Source organism: Sphingobium sp. SA916 (assembly GCF_002894065.1).
Classification (GTDB): domain Bacteria; phylum Pseudomonadota; class Alphaproteobacteria; order Sphingomonadales; family Sphingomonadaceae; genus Sphingobium; species Sphingobium fuliginis.
Genome location: NZ_LXYF01000085.1, coordinates 108,042 through 123,804 on the forward strand (window position 1 = coordinate 108,042; position 15,763 = coordinate 123,804).

Sequence of the window (15,763 nt, forward strand, 5' to 3'; positions counted from 1 at the left end):
TCCGGCGCAAATTCAATGCACCTCCGCCTTCATCCGCTCGACCAGCTTTTCGATCTCCCAGGGTTCCAGCACCCAGGTCCGCGTCTTGCGGCCTTCGCGATGGACGGGCTGGGTCAGCAGGATGCGCGCCTGTTCCTTCGCATGGGGTTTGAAGATCGCGAAATGCTGGGCGCAATCGCGGATCGTGCCGATGATCGGCGCCTTGCCGTCCAGGTCGATCATGGTGGCGGGCTGGTCCCAGGGCATGTTGAGCATGACGTCTTTTCCGTTCTTGGATAATCAGGGCCGCGGCTCGCGGACGATGCAGCGAAAGCCGATATGGCTGGTGGAACTGTCCACCGCCTGAGGGTGTCGGGCGGCGGGGCGATAGCGCTGGCAATAGCTGGGCGCGCAGAGATGGGAACCGCCCTTCAGCACTTTTCGCGGGATCGGCACATGCGGATTGGCGGGGTCCAGGCTTTCCCGCTTCGTGCCGCCGCGCGGGTTCGCCGGAACGCAACAACTTCCCTTCGCCTTGCGCTCGACCCTGGGTGGGGCATACCAGTCGGCGGTCCATTCCCAGACATTGCCGATCATGTCGTAGAGCCCATAGCCATTGGGCGCATAGGTCCGGACCGGGGAGGTCCGTTCATAGCCGTCCTCCAGCAGATTGCTGTAGGGGAACATGCCCTGCCAGTAATTGGCCAGCATCGCTCCGCCCGGTGCAAGCTCGTCGCCCCAGCCATAGTCCGCGCCGTCCAGTCCGCCGCGCGCCGCGAATTCCCATTCCGCCTCGGTCGGCAGCGCCTTGCCGGCCCAGCGGGCATAGGCCTCCGCATCCTGGAAGACGATGTGAACGACCGGATGATCCCAAAGCTCGTCCAGATTGCTGTCAGGGCCATGGGGGTGACGCCAGTCGGTGCCGAAGCTGAACTGCCACCATTGGCTGAAGTCGCCAAGGTCCACCGGCGTCGCCGTGCGCTGGAACAGCAGCGATCCGGCGCGCGCCATTTCAGGCGTCATGCCGGGATAATCCTTGGGGTCCGGCGCGGTCTCCGCAACGGTGCGATAGCCGGTGGCTTCCACAAACTGCGCGAACTGCCGGTTGGTGACGGGCGTCTCGTCGATCCAGAAGCCGTCCACGCGGACCTGCCGGACCGGCGCTTCCTCCGGATAGAAACGGTCCGAGCCCATGGCGAAGGCGCCGCCCTCGATAAAGCGCATTCCCTGCGCAACGACAGTCCCGGTCTCGATCACCCGGCGACCATAGCGGCGGATCGGCCGGCTGTATCGCCCAAAAAAGGACGCCGGAAGCGGCTTTGCTTCCGGCGTCCCGGGCGGAGGCGGTTCTAGAAGTCCTTGCGGACAGTCACGCCGATCTTGCGCGGGGTGCCGATATTATAGCCCAGCCGTCCCCGGCCGCCGCGCTCGCGGTCCAGCGAGTAAAGCGCATTCTCGTCGAACAGATTGTTGACGTAGAGCGTGACCGACAGGCCGCTGTTCCAGCTAATGCCGGTCGACAGGTTGACCAGATTATAGGCGCCGAGCCTGTAGGAGCCGAAGTCGAAGGCGCCGGTGCCATAGGCGCCCGTGGCCGGATCATAATAGATGGAATTGGGGAAGCTGCCCGCGCCCGGTTCCTGATCGGCAAGCTGGGTATAGCGGTCGCCCACATGCTGGAAGCTGGCGGTGAAGGACCAGTCGGTTTCCGGCGCGACTTCCGCCGTATAGGTTGCCGCCGCCGCCATCTGGAACTTCGGCACGGTGGGCAGGCGGTTGCCCTTGCGGATGCCGGCGATGATCGCGCCGCCCGCGTCGGTGACGTTGCTGTCGATTTCCGAGTCGATGTAGCTGCCGCTCAGCGACAGGTCGAGATTGGGGGAGACGCGGGCGCTCAGTTCCGCTTCCAGGCCTGCCGTATGCGCCTTCGGCACGTTGAAGAGGATGCGCGAGGAGCAGCTTCCCGCATCCGCCGTGACCTGAAGGTTCTTGATGTCGTTGTAGAACACCGCCGCGTTGAAGGTGACGCCGCCGCCCGACGCCTTCACCCCGGCTTCATAGTTCCACAGTGTTTCGTCGTCGAAGGTCGGCCGGTTGCCATAGGTGGCCGCATCCGGCCCGGTCGCGCCGCCATCGCAAAGTGGCAGGTTCAGCGGATCGTTGACGCCGCCGAGGCGAAAGCCCTTGGACGCCTGGACGTTGAAGGTCAGGTCGCGATTGGCCTCATAACTGGCGATGAAGCGGGGGGAGAAGCCGGTGGAACCGGTCTTGTCGCCCACGCGGTTATCGCCATTGGGGAAGACGCCGCCGGTCTTGAAATCGCGCTTTTCGCTAAAGTCATAATAGCGCCCGCCCGCGGTCAGCTTGAACTGGCCCAGCTTGTAGCTCGCCTCGCCGAAGGCAGCATATTGTTTGATGATGTAGGGTATATCGGCATTATAGGGCGAGTTGAGCGGGAAGCCATTGGCTGCCCCTGCCGAAGTCCCTGCACCGAGCGCCGCGTCGATGAACGCGTCGTAGCCGGGGGTCGGGAGCCGCTGGGCATAGTCGCGGTCTACATGGCTGTAAAACCCGCCAATCACCCATTGGAACGGGCCCGCCCCGGTCGAGGCGAGGCGCAGTTCCTGCGTCCATTGTTCAAGCTTGGTCGTGTCGCGCAGGTTTGAGGGCAGATTGGCGATGGCGGGATCGGCGCCGAATCTGTCAACGAAGGGCGTGATGGACACCGATCCGGTCAGCGCCGACGCATCGCGGCTGACGAGGATGTCGCGATGGATATAGGTGGTGATAGAGGTCAGCGCGATGTCCGATCCCATATCGATGTTCGCCGTCAGGTCCGCCAGCGTGGTCTTGTCGCGGAACTCCTCGCGCAGCTTCAGATATTGGGTGCGCTCGGGCAGGATGTCGAGCGGACTGATCAGCTCGTTATAATAGAGATGATAGCTGTCCTCCCGGTTGAAGCCGCTGGTCTTGATGTCCTGATATATGATGCGCGGCGTCAGCTTGATGCCCGGCGCGGGTTCCCAGAGCAGGCTGAGGCGCCCGCCATAACGGCGCCCGTCATTGACGTTCTTGCCCGCGGCCGGGCCGATGGCGTCGATGAAGCCCGCATAATGTTCCGCATAGCCAACCGCGCGGATCGCCGCCGTCTCCCCCAGGGGCAGATTGATCGCGCCCTTGCCCGAATAGCCGACATCGCCGCCCTTCAGGACATTGACGCCGCCCTCCACCGTCCCTTCGGTCTGGCCGAGTTTCGGCTGCTTGGTGATGTAGCGGACGGTGCCGCCCTCCGAGCCCGATCCGAACAGCGTGCCCTGCGGTCCGCGCAGCGTTTCCACGCGATCGAGGTCGAACAGGTCGAAATCAGGCGTGAACAGCGACATGGAGATCACGGATTCGTCCAGATAGACGCCGACCTGTTCCTTGACGCCCGGCTGGTCGCGGACCACCTGGCCCGCCGATACGCCGCGCACCGACACCTGGCTCTGGCCGGGCCCGAGATTCTGGACGGTCAACCCCGCGACGCTCCGCGACACATCCTCGATCGAGGTAGCGCCCATGCGCTGCATGGCTTCGGCGGTCTGCGCGTTGATGGAAAAGGGAACATTCTGGATCGATTCATTGCGTTTGGTCGCAGTGACGATGATCTCATTGCCTGACCAGTCGGACGAACTGTCGGTCGCTTGCGCAAGCGCAGCAGTAGAAAGGCCTGACAGTGCCAGAACAAGGCATGATGCGGACAAACGCAATACGGATTCATGGCGGGGAAATCTTGTCATATCATCCTCCCTGTAGTGAACATGCAATTATGGTTATTGTGGACGCCGGCCGTTCAACTTCGATCATCCATGAATATTGGGTTGAGACAATCTAGATCAGGCCTTTCCCATGATGCAATGAAAATTGCGCTGGAAAGATTGATTCTTGCTCAACTGTCACATCCCTGCCTCACTCCTTCGAACGAGGCGGCGAACAGGGCCTTGCCCGGTGCCTTTCGCCTTGCGGCGCACCATCGGGCGGCGTTATGACGGCCCGATCATGCTAAGGGGGGCCTTGCACGGACATATCCGGCGGGGTTTGGGGGACAAGCCTTTGAGCGCTTTGGGGAAGTTGGTTCGCGGGCCTGCCATGTGGGCCGCCTTGAGTCTGTCTGTGGCGGCACATGCCCAGGCAGCGGGCGACCGTCCGCTGTTGAGGGACAGCTTCCGCATCGGCAGCGAGGGCGGCGCGCTGTGCCAGGCGCAGAGCGCCACCGGCGATCCCGCGGCGCGAACCATGTTCGATCGCGTATGGACGCTGGTGTGCCGGGATGCTGCGCGCCCGGTGGGACAGATATATGCGCTGCGGCGGGGTGCGGGCGATGGGGACGCAAGCTTGCTGGACCGGCTGGCGTCGTCGCGCAAGATGGCGGTCGAGTGCAATGCGCCCGGCGGCGTCAGCCTGCCCGGCATGGGGGGGGCGCTCATGCGCAACTGCACGGGCGCGGTCGGCACCTATCGCATATTGACTGTCGAGCGCGGCAAGACAGTCTATGTCGCCCAGGGTTATGCGGCCTATGCAAGCGCCCTGGACCTGGGGCTGCGCTCCGTCATGGCAGGGCGGATCGTGCCCGGCAAGGTCGACATTGCGACGGTGGGAACGAACGATGCGGGTTACGCCCGCTTGCAGGCCGCGACGCTGGACCCGCAGACCGTGCTGGCCGAGGGCTACCGGCGCAATGCCTCGGGCAATTATGCCGAAGCGGCGGAGTTTTTCGACAGCCTGACCGACCGGCTGGCGCGCGATCCCGATGCGGCGAAGCTGACGCCGGCGGAGCGGGCGAACCGGGCGCATGAATATCTGGTCAATCGCGGCCTGCAATTGTCCAATCTGGGGCTGTTCGATCAGGCCGACGCGGCCTTCGCGGAAGCCCGCGGGATCACGACCGCCGATGCGGTGCAAGTCCGCCTGCGCCGCAATTTCGAGGCCATGCACCATATTAACCGGCAGGATACGGCCGGCGCGTTGGCGATACTGGACCGTCCCCTGGCTGGCAGCGTTGCGACCGTGGCGGCAGACGGAGACGGCGGGGTTTCCGTGCCGGCCGAGGTAGCCGCCGAAATGAGCAGCGGGGCGACGCAGGCCCGCGCGCTGGGCGTGCGGCAGGACAATAGGCTGACCCCGGTCGAGCGGGCGGCGATCATCGACGCGCAGGCGCAGCAGTTGCGCGGCACGATCCTGCGCCTGTCGGGCCAGCCGGGACCGGCTCGGGACGTGCTGTCGAAGGCGATGGAGCGCGCGGTTGCGATCCGCGACGGGCGGGTCACGTCGATCACGCGCCTGCGCGCCCAGCTTCTGGGCGAGATCGCACTGACCTACGAAGCGCAGGGGGATTATGGGCAGGCTGAGCGTCAGCTGAATCAGGCGCTGACCCTGCTGGGCGCGCAATATCCCGAAACGGTGGCGCTGAACGGCGCAAGGGCGCGGCTGGGGGCGTTCCTCATCCGGCGTGGCCGCAATGAGGATGCGCTGACAATCTATCGCGGCATCGTCGCCTCCACCATGGAGAATCGCGCCACGCTGACCGGCATGGCGAACCAGCTGCAGCCTTATTTCAACCTGTTGACGCGGGAAATTCCCACGCGACCGGAACTGACCGCCGATCTGTTCGCGGCGTCGCAGATGCTGCTGCGGCCCGGCGCTGCCGATACGCTGGAGCAATTGAGCCGCGAGCTGTCCGCCGGGGATGGAGAGGCGGCGCGGCTGTTCCGGCAGTCGGTCTCCCTCTCGCGCGACATAGAGCGCGGACGGATCGCGCTTGCGCAATTGCGGCAGGCGGCGGAGCGGCAGGAGGCGCTGCTGCCCGACATGGCGCGGGCGCAGGCCGACATCGACCAACTCGCGGCCGATCAGGCCAATACGCTGTCCGCGCTGGCGGCTTATCCCCAATATCGCGCCCTCAGCCCGCAGGGGCTGACGCTGGCCGAAATGCAGGCGACGCTGAAGCCTGGGGAGGGCTATTACAAGCTGGCGCAACTGGGCGACGCGCTCTACGCACTGTGGATCGACGGCGCGGGGGCAACCGGATACCGGCTCACGGCAAGCGCGACGGACGTGGCTCGCAAGGTGGCGGCGCTGCGCGAGACGATCTCCATCGACGTGAACGGCGCACAGACCACCTATGCGCTGGACCTGCCGGTGGCGCGCAGCCTCTATCTCGACCTGTTCGGGCCGGTGGAGCAGCGGCTGGCGGCGGCGCGGCACCTGATCTTCGAACCGGACGGAGCGATGCTGCAACTGCCGGTCAATCTGCTGGTCGCGGGGCAGGCGGGGGTCGATGCCTATGAAGCGCGGGTGGCCCAGGGGGGCGACGAGTTCGACTTTCGCGGCGTCGACTGGCTGGGGCGCGACCATGCGGTGAGCACGGCCCTGTCGGCCCGCGCCTTTCGCGATGCGCGGGCGGCTGCGCCCTCCGGCGCGGCGCGGAACTATATCGGCTTTGGCGACAATGCGCCGCTGGCAGGGCCGGTGCTGGCCGCCTCCAGCCGCGGGAGCCTGTCCAACGGGACGGGCGACGATTGCGGTTGGTCGCCACAGCAGTGGAACCGGCCGATTCCGGCCACCGAGCTGCGGGAAGCGGCGCAGGCCATTGGCGGGCAGGGCAGCGAACTGATCACCGGCGCGGCCTTCACTGACGAAGCGGTGATGGCGCGCGACGATCTCGACCGCTTTCGCATCCTGCACTTCGCGACCCATGGGCTGGTGACGCCGCCCCATCCGGGATGCCCGGCCCGGCCCGCCCTGCTCACCAGTTTCGCGCCGGACGGCAAATCGGACGGGCTGTTGCAGTTCAGCGAAATTTTCGACCTGCGGCTGAATGCCGATCTGGTCGTCCTGTCCGCTTGCGACACGGCGGGCGCGGCGGGGGTGGAAACGACGCGGGCGGCCGGACTTTCCGGCGGCGGCGGGGCGCTGGACGGGCTGGTGCGCGCCTTCATCGGCGCGGGGAGCCGCGCCGTCATCGCCAGCCACTGGCCGGCGCCAGAGGATTATCGCGCGACCGAAAGGCTGATGGGCGGCCTGTTCGCGGCCGGGGCGGACCAGCCTGTGGCCGACGCGCTGCGGGCGGCGCAGATCAGGCTGATGGACGATCCGGAGACGTCGCATCCTTTCTACTGGTCCGGCTTTGCCATCATCGGTGACGGCGCGCGTCCGCTGATCGCGCGCCGCTGATCGCCATGCCGACGCGGGGCCTGCTGCGCCGCGGTGCGCGACTGGTGCGGGACACGGGCCGCTGGCGGTTGGTGGCGACCGGCGCGCTGCTGCTGCTGGCGCTGTTCCTGGCCGGTTGGGACTGGAACAGGCCGCTCGGCAGCGGCGCGGCGCGGGAAATACCGACCGCCGACGCGGAAAGGGGCCTTTACGACTGGCGAGCCGCCACCTTCGCACCGCGGGTCGCGCAGGACCAGCGCATCCTGATGGTGGTCTATGACGACCAGACGCTGATCGCCACGCGCAAGCGGTCGCCGCTGGACCGGGGTCTGCTGGCGCGGGCGCTCCGCAACATGGATGCCATGGGGGCCAAATCGATCGGCATCGACATCCTGTTCGACCAGCCGCAGGACGAGGATGGCGAACTGCTTTCCGTCCTGCGGTCTATGCACACGCCTGTCTGGCTGGGCTACGCCAATCTGGGCGACAATCAGGAACAGATCATCTTCGAGCAACAGCAATTTCTGGATCGCTTCGTGCGGGCGGCGCGGACGGCGAAAGTCCGCCCGGCCAGCATCCGGCTGGAGACCGATGCCGACAATGTGGCGCGAAGCTGGCCCGTTCCCACGCCGGGCCAACCGCCCCTGCTGACGCTGGCGATGCAGCCCTCGCCATCCTTTCGCGACTATCGCGGCGCGATCCGATTCCGTTTGCCGGTCAGGCAGGCGGACGGATCGGAGGAGCCGGTGATCCCCAGCCTCCAGATCGACACCCTGGCCGATCCCGCCATGGCCCCGGCGCTCGCCGCCATGGTGCGTGGACGGCATGTGCTGATCGGCGGCGACATCGTCGACATCGACCAGTTCGAGACGCCATTGTCGGGGCGGCAAGCCCGGTCGACCATGATCGGGCTGGAAGTGCATGCGACGATGTTGGCGCAATTGCTGGATGGCGCGCGCTTGGTCGCGGTGCCGGAGGGGTGGCGCTGGGCGGCCGCGCTGCTGGTGATCTGTGCGGCGGGGCTCACCAGCCTGGCGGAATTGCGCTGGTTCGCGCTGGTTCCCGCGCTGGGGGTGCAGGCGGGAGCGATTGCGGGTGTGCCGCTCTGGTTGCAGGCGCGGGGGTGGGACACCAAGGGACTGCCGGCCGTCGGCTGGGTGCTGGGATGGGTGCTGGCCTTCACCGCCATCGGAGTGGCGGCGCGGGCCGTCACCTCGCAACAGCGGCGCTTCGCCCAGGCTGCGCTCGGCAAATATCTGCCCCGCGACATCGCCGCGCAGATATTGGCGGAGCCGGAGAAGCTGGCGCTGCATGGTGAAAAGCGGCAGATTTTCACCCTGTTCACCGATCTGGAGGGCTTCACCAAGCTTAGCCACGCCATCGCGCCGGAAATGGTCGCCCAATTGCTGAACCGCTATCTCGACATGCTGAGCGACGTGGTGCTGGCCCATGGCGGGACCATAGACAAATTCGTCGGCGACGCGGTGGTGGCCTTTTGGGGCGCGCCCATCGCGCGGCCCGACGACGGGCGCAACGCCGCGCTCGCCGCCTATGCGATGTGGCAGGCGGGGGAGGCTTTTCGCCGCGATCTGCCGCCGGGCGTGCCGCCGATCGGGCGAACCCGCGTCGGGCTGCACCATGGCGAAGCGATCGTCGGCAATTTCGGGGGTGAGGGGCGCATCCAATATACTGCGCTGGGCGACAGCATGAACACGGCGTCCCGGCTGGAAGCGGCGAACAAGGCGCTGGAAACCACTGTGCTGGTAAGCCGGGACGCGATGCTGCTGTCGGGGCTGGACTGGTGGCGGCCGATGGGACGGGTGCGGCTGCGCGGACGCTCGACCCCCGTCGACCTGTTCGAGCCCGCGCCTGAATTTCCGGTGGAGGACCGGGCGGCGTTGGCCGAGATACTGGCGGCGTTGGACGGCGAGGATGCCGTAGCGCAAAGCGCCGCGCGAGAACGTCTCAAGGCGATGGTTAACCATCATCCGGATGATGCGGCCATCGCCAATCTGCTATATCGTTATGAATATGTCGGGGAAGGAGGAAGCTATGGTCTGGGGTAAGCTTGCCGTACAATGCGCATTGGCCGGATGTGTCGCCGCCGGGCTGGGTGCGCAGGCCGCGGCGGAGACCATGGTGGTCCGCGCTACCGGTCCATCGGCCGCGACCTACAGGCCGGGAAGCAAGCTGGCCGATGGCGGGTCGCTGGTGCTGAAGGCGGGCGATGTGGTGACGCTGCTGGACGCAAGGGGCACGCGGACGCTGCGCGGGCCGGGAAGCTTCCATGCGGCCGCCGCCGCCAGCGCAGCGCCGGCCAATGGCGTGATGCTCTCCGCCCTGCTGGATACGAAGCGGGTGCGGCGGGCGCGAACCGGGGCGGTGCGCGGCGGCCTCGGTGAAGCGCCGGCCACGCCGCCCCGTCGGCCCAATCTCTGGATGGTGGACATCGCGCAGTCCGGAACGCTCTGCATCGCCGATCCCGCCGCCGTGCGCCTGTGGCGCGTGGATGCGGCAAGGCCCGCGACCGTGCGCATCAGCGGCGAGGGCGTGCAGGCGACGGCGAGTTTCGGGGCGGGCGAATCGGTCGCCCCCTGGCCGGTCGCCGCGCCGGTGCGGGACGGCGCGGCCTATCGCCTGATCGACGGTTCCCGCGCCGCCGATGTCCGCTTCGCACTGCTCGATCCTGCATCTTCGGGGCTGGACGGCATGGCATCGGGCCTGATCGCGCATCAATGCACGGCGCAGCTCGACCTGCTGGTGGAGACGGCGGCGCTGTCGGACGGCGCTGCGCGGAATTGATTGTCGCGGGGCGCGGCCGCTGTTAACCGGCGGCTGGAGCGCAGTCCGGTCCGGTGGCATCGGTTCGGCTGCTCCAGATTAGCTTCGCAGCGTTTTCCGGGTCGGCAGGTTTCGCCTGCCTGGGAAACGCGCTGGTCGCGGGAAAGGGGTGACGGGCAAAAAGCCTGCGCCTGAAAACAGGGGTGGGGCAGCCATGAGGGAAAGGGCTGCCTTTGACGCTTTGGGGACGTCTATGGGGAAGAAGGGGCACATGCGGGCTTCCGCTTTGGGAGGTTCGGCGGCCATGGCGCTGGCGATGCTGCTGCCCGTGGCGGCGACGGCGCAGGTCGCGCCGCGCGCACCGACGCGCGAGGAATTGACGCGCGGGCAACTGACAGGGGAGGCGTCCGCGCAGGGCAGCCGCCTGACGGTCGTGGGCGGCGTCGAGCGCGCACCCTGTCCGCTCGCCGATCCGCGCTACGCCGGCGTGGCGGTCGATTTTACCGATGTGCGTTTCGAAGGGCTGCGTGTCGTCGATCCGGCGGCGCTGGAGGATAGCTGGCGCGAATATGCGGGGCGCGAGGTGCCCATCGCCACCCTTTGCGAAGTGCGCGACCGGGCCGCGACCATGCTGCGGCAAATGGGCTATCTGGCGGCGGTGCAGGTTCCGCCCCAGCGTATCGAGAAGGGCGGCACGGTCCGCTTCGACATCTTCATGGCGCGGCTGGTGGCGATCGAGGTGCGGGGCGACGCCGGCAATGGCGAAAGGCTGATCGCCGCGCATATGGAGGCGCTGAAGGGCCAGCCGGTGTTCAACGTGCGCGATGCGGAACGGCATCTGCTGCTGGCGCGCGACCTGCCGGGCTATGACGTGCGGCTGGCGCTGCGCCCGGCGGGAACGGCGCCCGGCGAAGTGGTGGGCGAGGTGCAGGTGGTGCGCCAGCGCGTCGAACTGGACGTCAACATCCAGAATTACGGCAGCAACGCGGTCGGCCGCTTCGGCGGGCTGGCGCGCGTGCGGTTCAACGACATGACCGGCCTGGGCGACAGCACGCTGTTCAGCATCTTCAACACCGCCCAGCCGAGCGAGCAGACGGTGCTTCAGGTCGGCCACAGCATGGCGCTGGGCAACGACGGGCTGCGCCTGTCGGGCGACCTCACCTATGCCTGGAGCAAGCCGGGGATCGACGGCATACCGCTATCGTCCGAAACGATGATCGCGACGGCGGCGCTCGCCTATCCGCTGGCGCGGCGGCAGGTGCATACGCTGCTGGCGACGGGCGGGCTGGACATCGTCAACCAGGACCTGCGCTTCGGCACCGCCACGCCCAAGGTGCCGCTGTCGCGCGACCGGCTGCGCGTGCTGTTCCTGCGGCTGGAAGGCGAGCTGATCGATCCCGACAGCATCGTCAGCACCCTCGGCTATTCGGGAATAGAGCCGAAATGGCGGCTGGGCGGCATGATGGAGGCGCGCCAGGGCCTGAAAGGGCTGGGCGCGAGCGATGCGTGCGGCGCGGCTCTCGTCAACTGCGCTTTCCCAAGGACGCCGATCAGCCAGTTGGACGGCGATCCTTCCGCATTCGTGCTGCGGGCGAGTGTGCAGGCGGAATTTCGGCCGACCCCGAAACTGAGCTTCACCCTGTCGCCAAGGGCGCAATATAGCCCGGACGTGCTCCTTTCCTACGAGCAGATGAGCGCGGGCAACTACACTGTCGGACGCGGCTACGATCCCGGCATCATCACCGGCGACAGCGGCGTCGGCATAGGGGCGGAGCTGCGTTACGGACGGATCACGCCGCGGGCGCCGGGCGCCATCGCGTTCCAGCCCTTCATCTTCTTCGACGCGGCCTGGATGTGGCATCACAGCGCCAATTTCGCCGGGCTCGACCCGCAGAAGCTCTATTCGGCGGGCGGCGGCCTACGCACCACGTGGGACAATCATGCCCGGCTCGACCTGACACTGGCGACCCCCCTGCGCAAGGCCGGTTTCCAGACCGAAAAGGGCGACACGCGGCTGCTCCTTTCCCTGACCACGCAAATCTTGCCGTGGAGGCGTTGATGACCACGAAGCATGGCACATTCTCGCTCTGGACCCTGCTGGGCCGCACAAGCGCCGTGGCGCTGGCGGTCGGGCTCGGGGCCGGCGCCGCCATTGGCCAGAAGGCTTTTCAGGGCACGCCATCCATAGTTTCGGGCGACGCCTATATCCCGCCGAGCACGGACAGCGTCTCGCTGAACTCGACCCAGGCGGTGATCGACTGGACGCCCGACGATCGCGGACCGGCCAGTGCCGGCACGATCGACTTCCTGCCCCAGGGCAACACGGTCACGTTCAGCTCGTTCAGCGACTTCACGGTGCTGAATCGCATCCTTCCGCTGGACGGCAACGGACTGCCCGTATCGCGTGCGATCGCGTTCAACGGCACGGTGCAGAGCCAGGTCAGCGGCAGCCCGCCAAGCACCGGCGGAGCGGTGTGGTTCTATTCGCCCGGCGGCATCATCGCGGGCGCGAACAGCGTCTTCAACGTCGGATCGCTGGTGCTGACCACCAACGCCATCGACATCAGCAACGGCCTCGACAGGAACAATATCCGCTTCGCAGGCCCGGCGGGCAGCACATCGTCCGTCGAACTGCTTCCGGGCGCGCAGATCAACGCGCTTTCGGCCGGCAGCTATGTCGCTCTGGTCGCGCCGCGCGTGGTGCAGGGCGGCACGGTCACGGTCAGCGGATCGACGGCCTATGTCGGGGCCGAAGCGGCCGACATCCGGATCAACAACGGCCTGTTCGACATCGCCATCACGGCCGGCACCACGGACGCCAATGGCGTGGTGCACAGCGGCACGACGAACGGCCCTGAATCGGCGGGCAGCACCGACCCGCAGCGCATCTTCATGGTCGCGGTGCCGAAGAACAACGCACTCACCATGCTGCTGTCGGGCAATGTCGGCTACACGCCAGCGACGGCGGTCACCCCGGACGGGAGCGCCCTTGTGCTCTCGGCGGGTTCCGACATCGCCCATGACGTAGACGGGAACCTCATCACCACGCGCAACGCCACGGCGACGGTGGAGGCGGGTTTCAGCATCGGATCGGGCGACTGGCGGAACGACCTGACCGGCACGGCGACCGGCGACATCGTCATACGTCCCGCCGCGACAACGCATTTCCTGGGAAATGTCGCGCTGTCCGCCGAACGCGGCATCACCCTGCGGGCCGATCAGTCCGGCGCGATCGCCGCGGACAGGGACATGATCCTCACCGCCGGAAGCGGCGCTACGGGCGGTCGCATCGACCTGCTCGCCTTCGGCGGCAGCGGCGCGGCCCTGACCAACGGACAGATCGACGTCACCGGCAGCCTGACGCTGAACGCCAGCGGCGATGGCGAGGCGGGCGTCAGCGCGCCGCCGCTGATCGGCGGGGACGCGATTGGCGGGACGATCGACCTGATCGCCACGGGCGGATCGATCGCGGCGGCCAGCCTGATCGCCAATGCCGTGGGCTATGCGGGCTATGGCAGCGACAGGTCCGGCAATGCCACGGGTGGGGCGATCACCCTCTCCGCGCTGACCGCCGCCGGTCCCTCCGGCGCCGAGGGAGGGAGCCTGCGCTTCGGCAGCACGGCGCTTGACGCCTCTGCGGGCACGGCTTTCCAGGTTTCGGTGCCGCCGGTCGTTGGCGGCAGCGCCATTGGCGGCAGCGTTGCGCTCAACGGCACGTCCGGCAGCTTCATAACAGGCGGCCTCGATCTCGGGACCGTCAGCGCCAAGGCGCAGGCGACCGGCGGCATCGCCAGCACGGGCGCGGCGGGCAACGCGACCGGCGGCGACATCCGTGTCGCCATTTCCAGCGGCACGCATGAATGGACCAGCCTGAACGCCGACACCAGCACCGCGCCGGGCTATGCGACGGAGGGCGGCAGCTATGGCGCGGCCATCCCTGGCGCCACAGGGATCGACATCGACGTCGGCGGCACGGGCAACCTCAATATCCTGACATCCGTTTCGCTCTATGCGGATGCGCGGGCCTTTGGCGGGGGTGCGTCTGGCGGCACGCTGCGGGCCGGGCGGATCAACATCTCCGCGCATGACGGGGGCAGCTTCGCGATTGCGGAGGATCTGTTCGCCACCGCCAATGCGTCCAGCTTCCCCGCTTTTCCGGGATCGACCTTCCTGACGCCCCGAACGGCCGACGCCTTTGGCGGGACCATCAGCATCGGCGCGGCGGGCGGCAGCTTCGGTGCGGCGGGGCTTTATGCCAGCGCCGGAGGCTTTGCAGGCGATGCGCCGGGCGTGGCGGGGAGCGGCACCGGCGGCGGCGTGACCCTGTTCGCCAGTGCTTCCGGCGGGCAGCGCGGCAGTTTTTCGCTCAGCGACTGCGCCAGCTATTTTTGCCGCGTCTCGGCCGATGGCTGGGGCGCGGCGGGCGCCGACGGATCGAACGGAACGGGCGGTTCCATCCTGCTCCATGCCAGCGATGCCGATTTCTCGGTGCCTGGCGAACTGACGCTGCAAGCCCAAGGCGTGGGCGGCGGCGCGGCGTCCGACGGCGTTGCCGGTCGCGGGGGCGATGGGCTGGGCGGCGGCATCCTCGTGGAAAGCCGCCTCGGTCTTGCCGGCACCGGCGACCTCAGCTTCGGCAGTCTGTTCCTGTCGGCGGAGGGTGCCTCGGCGCCCTCCAGCGACGGCATGTCTTTCAATGGCGGCGATGCCGGCAACGGCACGGGCGGAACGGTCAATATCAACATATCGGGCGGCAGCCTGACCGCCGATCTCCTGGATGCGCAGGCGAGCGGCTTCGGCGGTGCGGCGGGCGAGAACTGCCTTAGCTGCGAAGGCGGGGGCACTACGGCGTTCCTTGCGGGCAGCGGGCAGGGCGGCTCGGCCGGCTTCCTGATCTCCGGCGGCGCGGCGGCCATCGGCACGCTGACGCTGGGCGCTCACGGCACCGGCGGCGAAGCGGACGGCGCGAACGGTCCGTCGTCGGCGGCAGCCATTGCCGGTGCCGGCCTGGGCGGCAATGCACTGCTCGAATCGCGGGGCGGCACGCTGGAACTGGCGACGCTCGGCATCGATGCCAGCGGCACGGGCGGTCTGGGCTATCCGGTCTTTCAGGCCGACGGCGCGGATGGCGGAACCGGCACGGGCGGTACTGCGGGTCTGCTGATGACCGCCGGGAGCGGCGGGCAGGTCACGATCAGCGGCGCGGCCGTCGTCCGCGCATCGGGCCAGGGCGGCGATGGAGCGGAGACGGGCTCCGACGGTCCCGGCAATTATCGCGCCGGTTCCGGCGGCAGTGGAACAGGCGGCGTCGCGGATGTCACGCTGGCAGGCGGCATGCTGACCGCGCCTTCGCTTCTGATCTCGGCGGAGGGCCTTGGCGGGGCGGGCGGCAATAACGGCAGCGACGGGCCGGGCGCGGCAGCGGGCGATGGCTTGGGCGGCACCGCGCGCTTCTCCTATCTGAACGAAGGCCATGCGATCGGCACGGTCACGGTGAAGGCCGACGGGCAGGGTGGGGGGGCCGGTAATAGCGGCTTCTTCAGTTTCGACAATAACGGCAATCCGACATTTTTCTATGGCGCCGCGGCGGGTGGAGCCGGCGGCCGGGGAACGGGCGGCATCGCCGCCATGCTGGTCGATGTCGATCCGCTTTTCGCCAGCCTGACCGTCAGCGCCGACGGCATCGGCAGCATGGGCGGCGGCGGGGGGACCGGCGGCGCCGGCGGTACGGGGACGGGCGGCGTTGCGACGCTCGATCTGGCGTTCGGCACGACGACGGTGAGCGGCGCGCTGCGCGTCACCGCCGCCGGCC

General features: G+C 67.8%; 8 protein-coding genes. 5 read left to right on the forward strand and 3 right to left on the reverse strand.

Annotation, left to right across the window (positions count from 1 at the left end; translation table 11 throughout):
• Window positions 1-12 precede the first annotated feature (12 nt).
• The 3 genes from A8G00_RS22560 to A8G00_RS22570 form a co-directional block, all read right to left on the reverse strand.
• Complete coding sequence (locus tag A8G00_RS22560) at window positions 13-255, reverse strand: hypothetical protein (protein WP_025546665.1); 243 nt, start codon at window positions 253-255, stop codon at window positions 13-15.
• 24 nt (window positions 256-279) lie between these two features.
• Window positions 280-1,203, reverse strand: a complete 924-nt coding sequence (locus A8G00_RS22565; RefSeq protein WP_103001746.1) for a formylglycine-generating enzyme family protein — start codon at window positions 1,201-1,203, stop codon at window positions 280-282.
• 125 nt (window positions 1,204-1,328) lie between these two features.
• Window positions 1,329-3,758: a TonB-dependent receptor gene (locus tag A8G00_RS22570; RefSeq protein ID WP_103001747.1), complete on the reverse strand. Its 2,430-nt coding sequence runs from the start codon at window positions 3,756-3,758 to the stop codon at window positions 1,329-1,331.
• A 361-nt stretch (window positions 3,759-4,119) separates the two neighbouring features.
• Here A8G00_RS22570 and A8G00_RS22575 point away from each other — a divergent pair, with 361 nt between their 5' ends.
• The 5 genes from A8G00_RS22575 to A8G00_RS22595 form a co-directional block, all read left to right on the forward strand.
• The gene (locus A8G00_RS22575) at window positions 4,120-7,191 is read left to right on the forward strand and encodes a CHAT domain-containing tetratricopeptide repeat protein (RefSeq protein ID WP_103001753.1); all 3,072 of its coding nucleotides are present in this window, start codon (window positions 4,120-4,122) and stop codon (window positions 7,189-7,191) included.
• A 5-nt stretch (window positions 7,192-7,196) separates the two neighbouring features.
• Complete coding sequence (locus A8G00_RS22580) at window positions 7,197-9,236, forward strand: adenylate/guanylate cyclase domain-containing protein (RefSeq protein WP_103001748.1); 2,040 nt, start codon at window positions 7,197-7,199, stop codon at window positions 9,234-9,236.
• The gene (locus tag A8G00_RS22585; RefSeq protein WP_103001749.1) at window positions 9,223-9,972 is read left to right on the forward strand and encodes a hypothetical protein; all 750 of its coding nucleotides are present in this window, start codon (window positions 9,223-9,225) and stop codon (window positions 9,970-9,972) included. The genes A8G00_RS22580 and A8G00_RS22585 overlap by 14 nt, the downstream gene beginning before the upstream one ends.
• Before the next feature lie 250 nt (window positions 9,973-10,222).
• Window positions 10,223-12,010 carry a ShlB/FhaC/HecB family hemolysin secretion/activation protein gene (locus tag A8G00_RS22590; RefSeq protein WP_253258060.1) on the forward strand — a complete coding sequence of 596 codons (1,788 nt, stop codon included), beginning with the start codon at window positions 10,223-10,225 and terminating at the stop codon, window positions 12,008-12,010.
• Window positions 12,010-15,763: beta strand repeat-containing protein (locus A8G00_RS22595; protein ID WP_367379465.1), on the forward strand; the 3,754-nt coding region annotated here is incomplete at its 3' end. The genes A8G00_RS22590 and A8G00_RS22595, both read left to right, overlap by 1 nt.

What these genes read in the sequence shown, in the direction of transcription:
- A8G00_RS22560 (WP_025546665.1), bottom strand. Translation starts at nt 255, where the DNA reads ATGCTCAACATGCCCTGGGACCAGCCCGCCACCATGATCGACCTGGAC.
- A8G00_RS22565 (WP_103001746.1), bottom strand. Translation starts at nt 1,203, where the DNA reads ATGCGCTTTATCGAGGGCGGCGCCTTCGCCATGGGCTCGGACCGTTTC.
- A8G00_RS22570 (WP_103001747.1), bottom strand. Translation starts at nt 3,758, where the DNA reads ATGACAAGATTTCCCCGCCATGAATCCGTATTGCGTTTGTCCGCATCA.
- A8G00_RS22580 (WP_103001748.1), top strand. Translation starts at nt 7,197, where the DNA reads ATGCCGACGCGGGGCCTGCTGCGCCGCGGTGCGCGACTGGTGCGGGAC.
- A8G00_RS22585 (WP_103001749.1), top strand. Translation starts at nt 9,223, where the DNA reads ATGGTCTGGGGTAAGCTTGCCGTACAATGCGCATTGGCCGGATGTGTC.
- A8G00_RS22590 (WP_253258060.1), top strand. Translation starts at nt 10,223, where the DNA reads ATGCGGGCTTCCGCTTTGGGAGGTTCGGCGGCCATGGCGCTGGCGATG.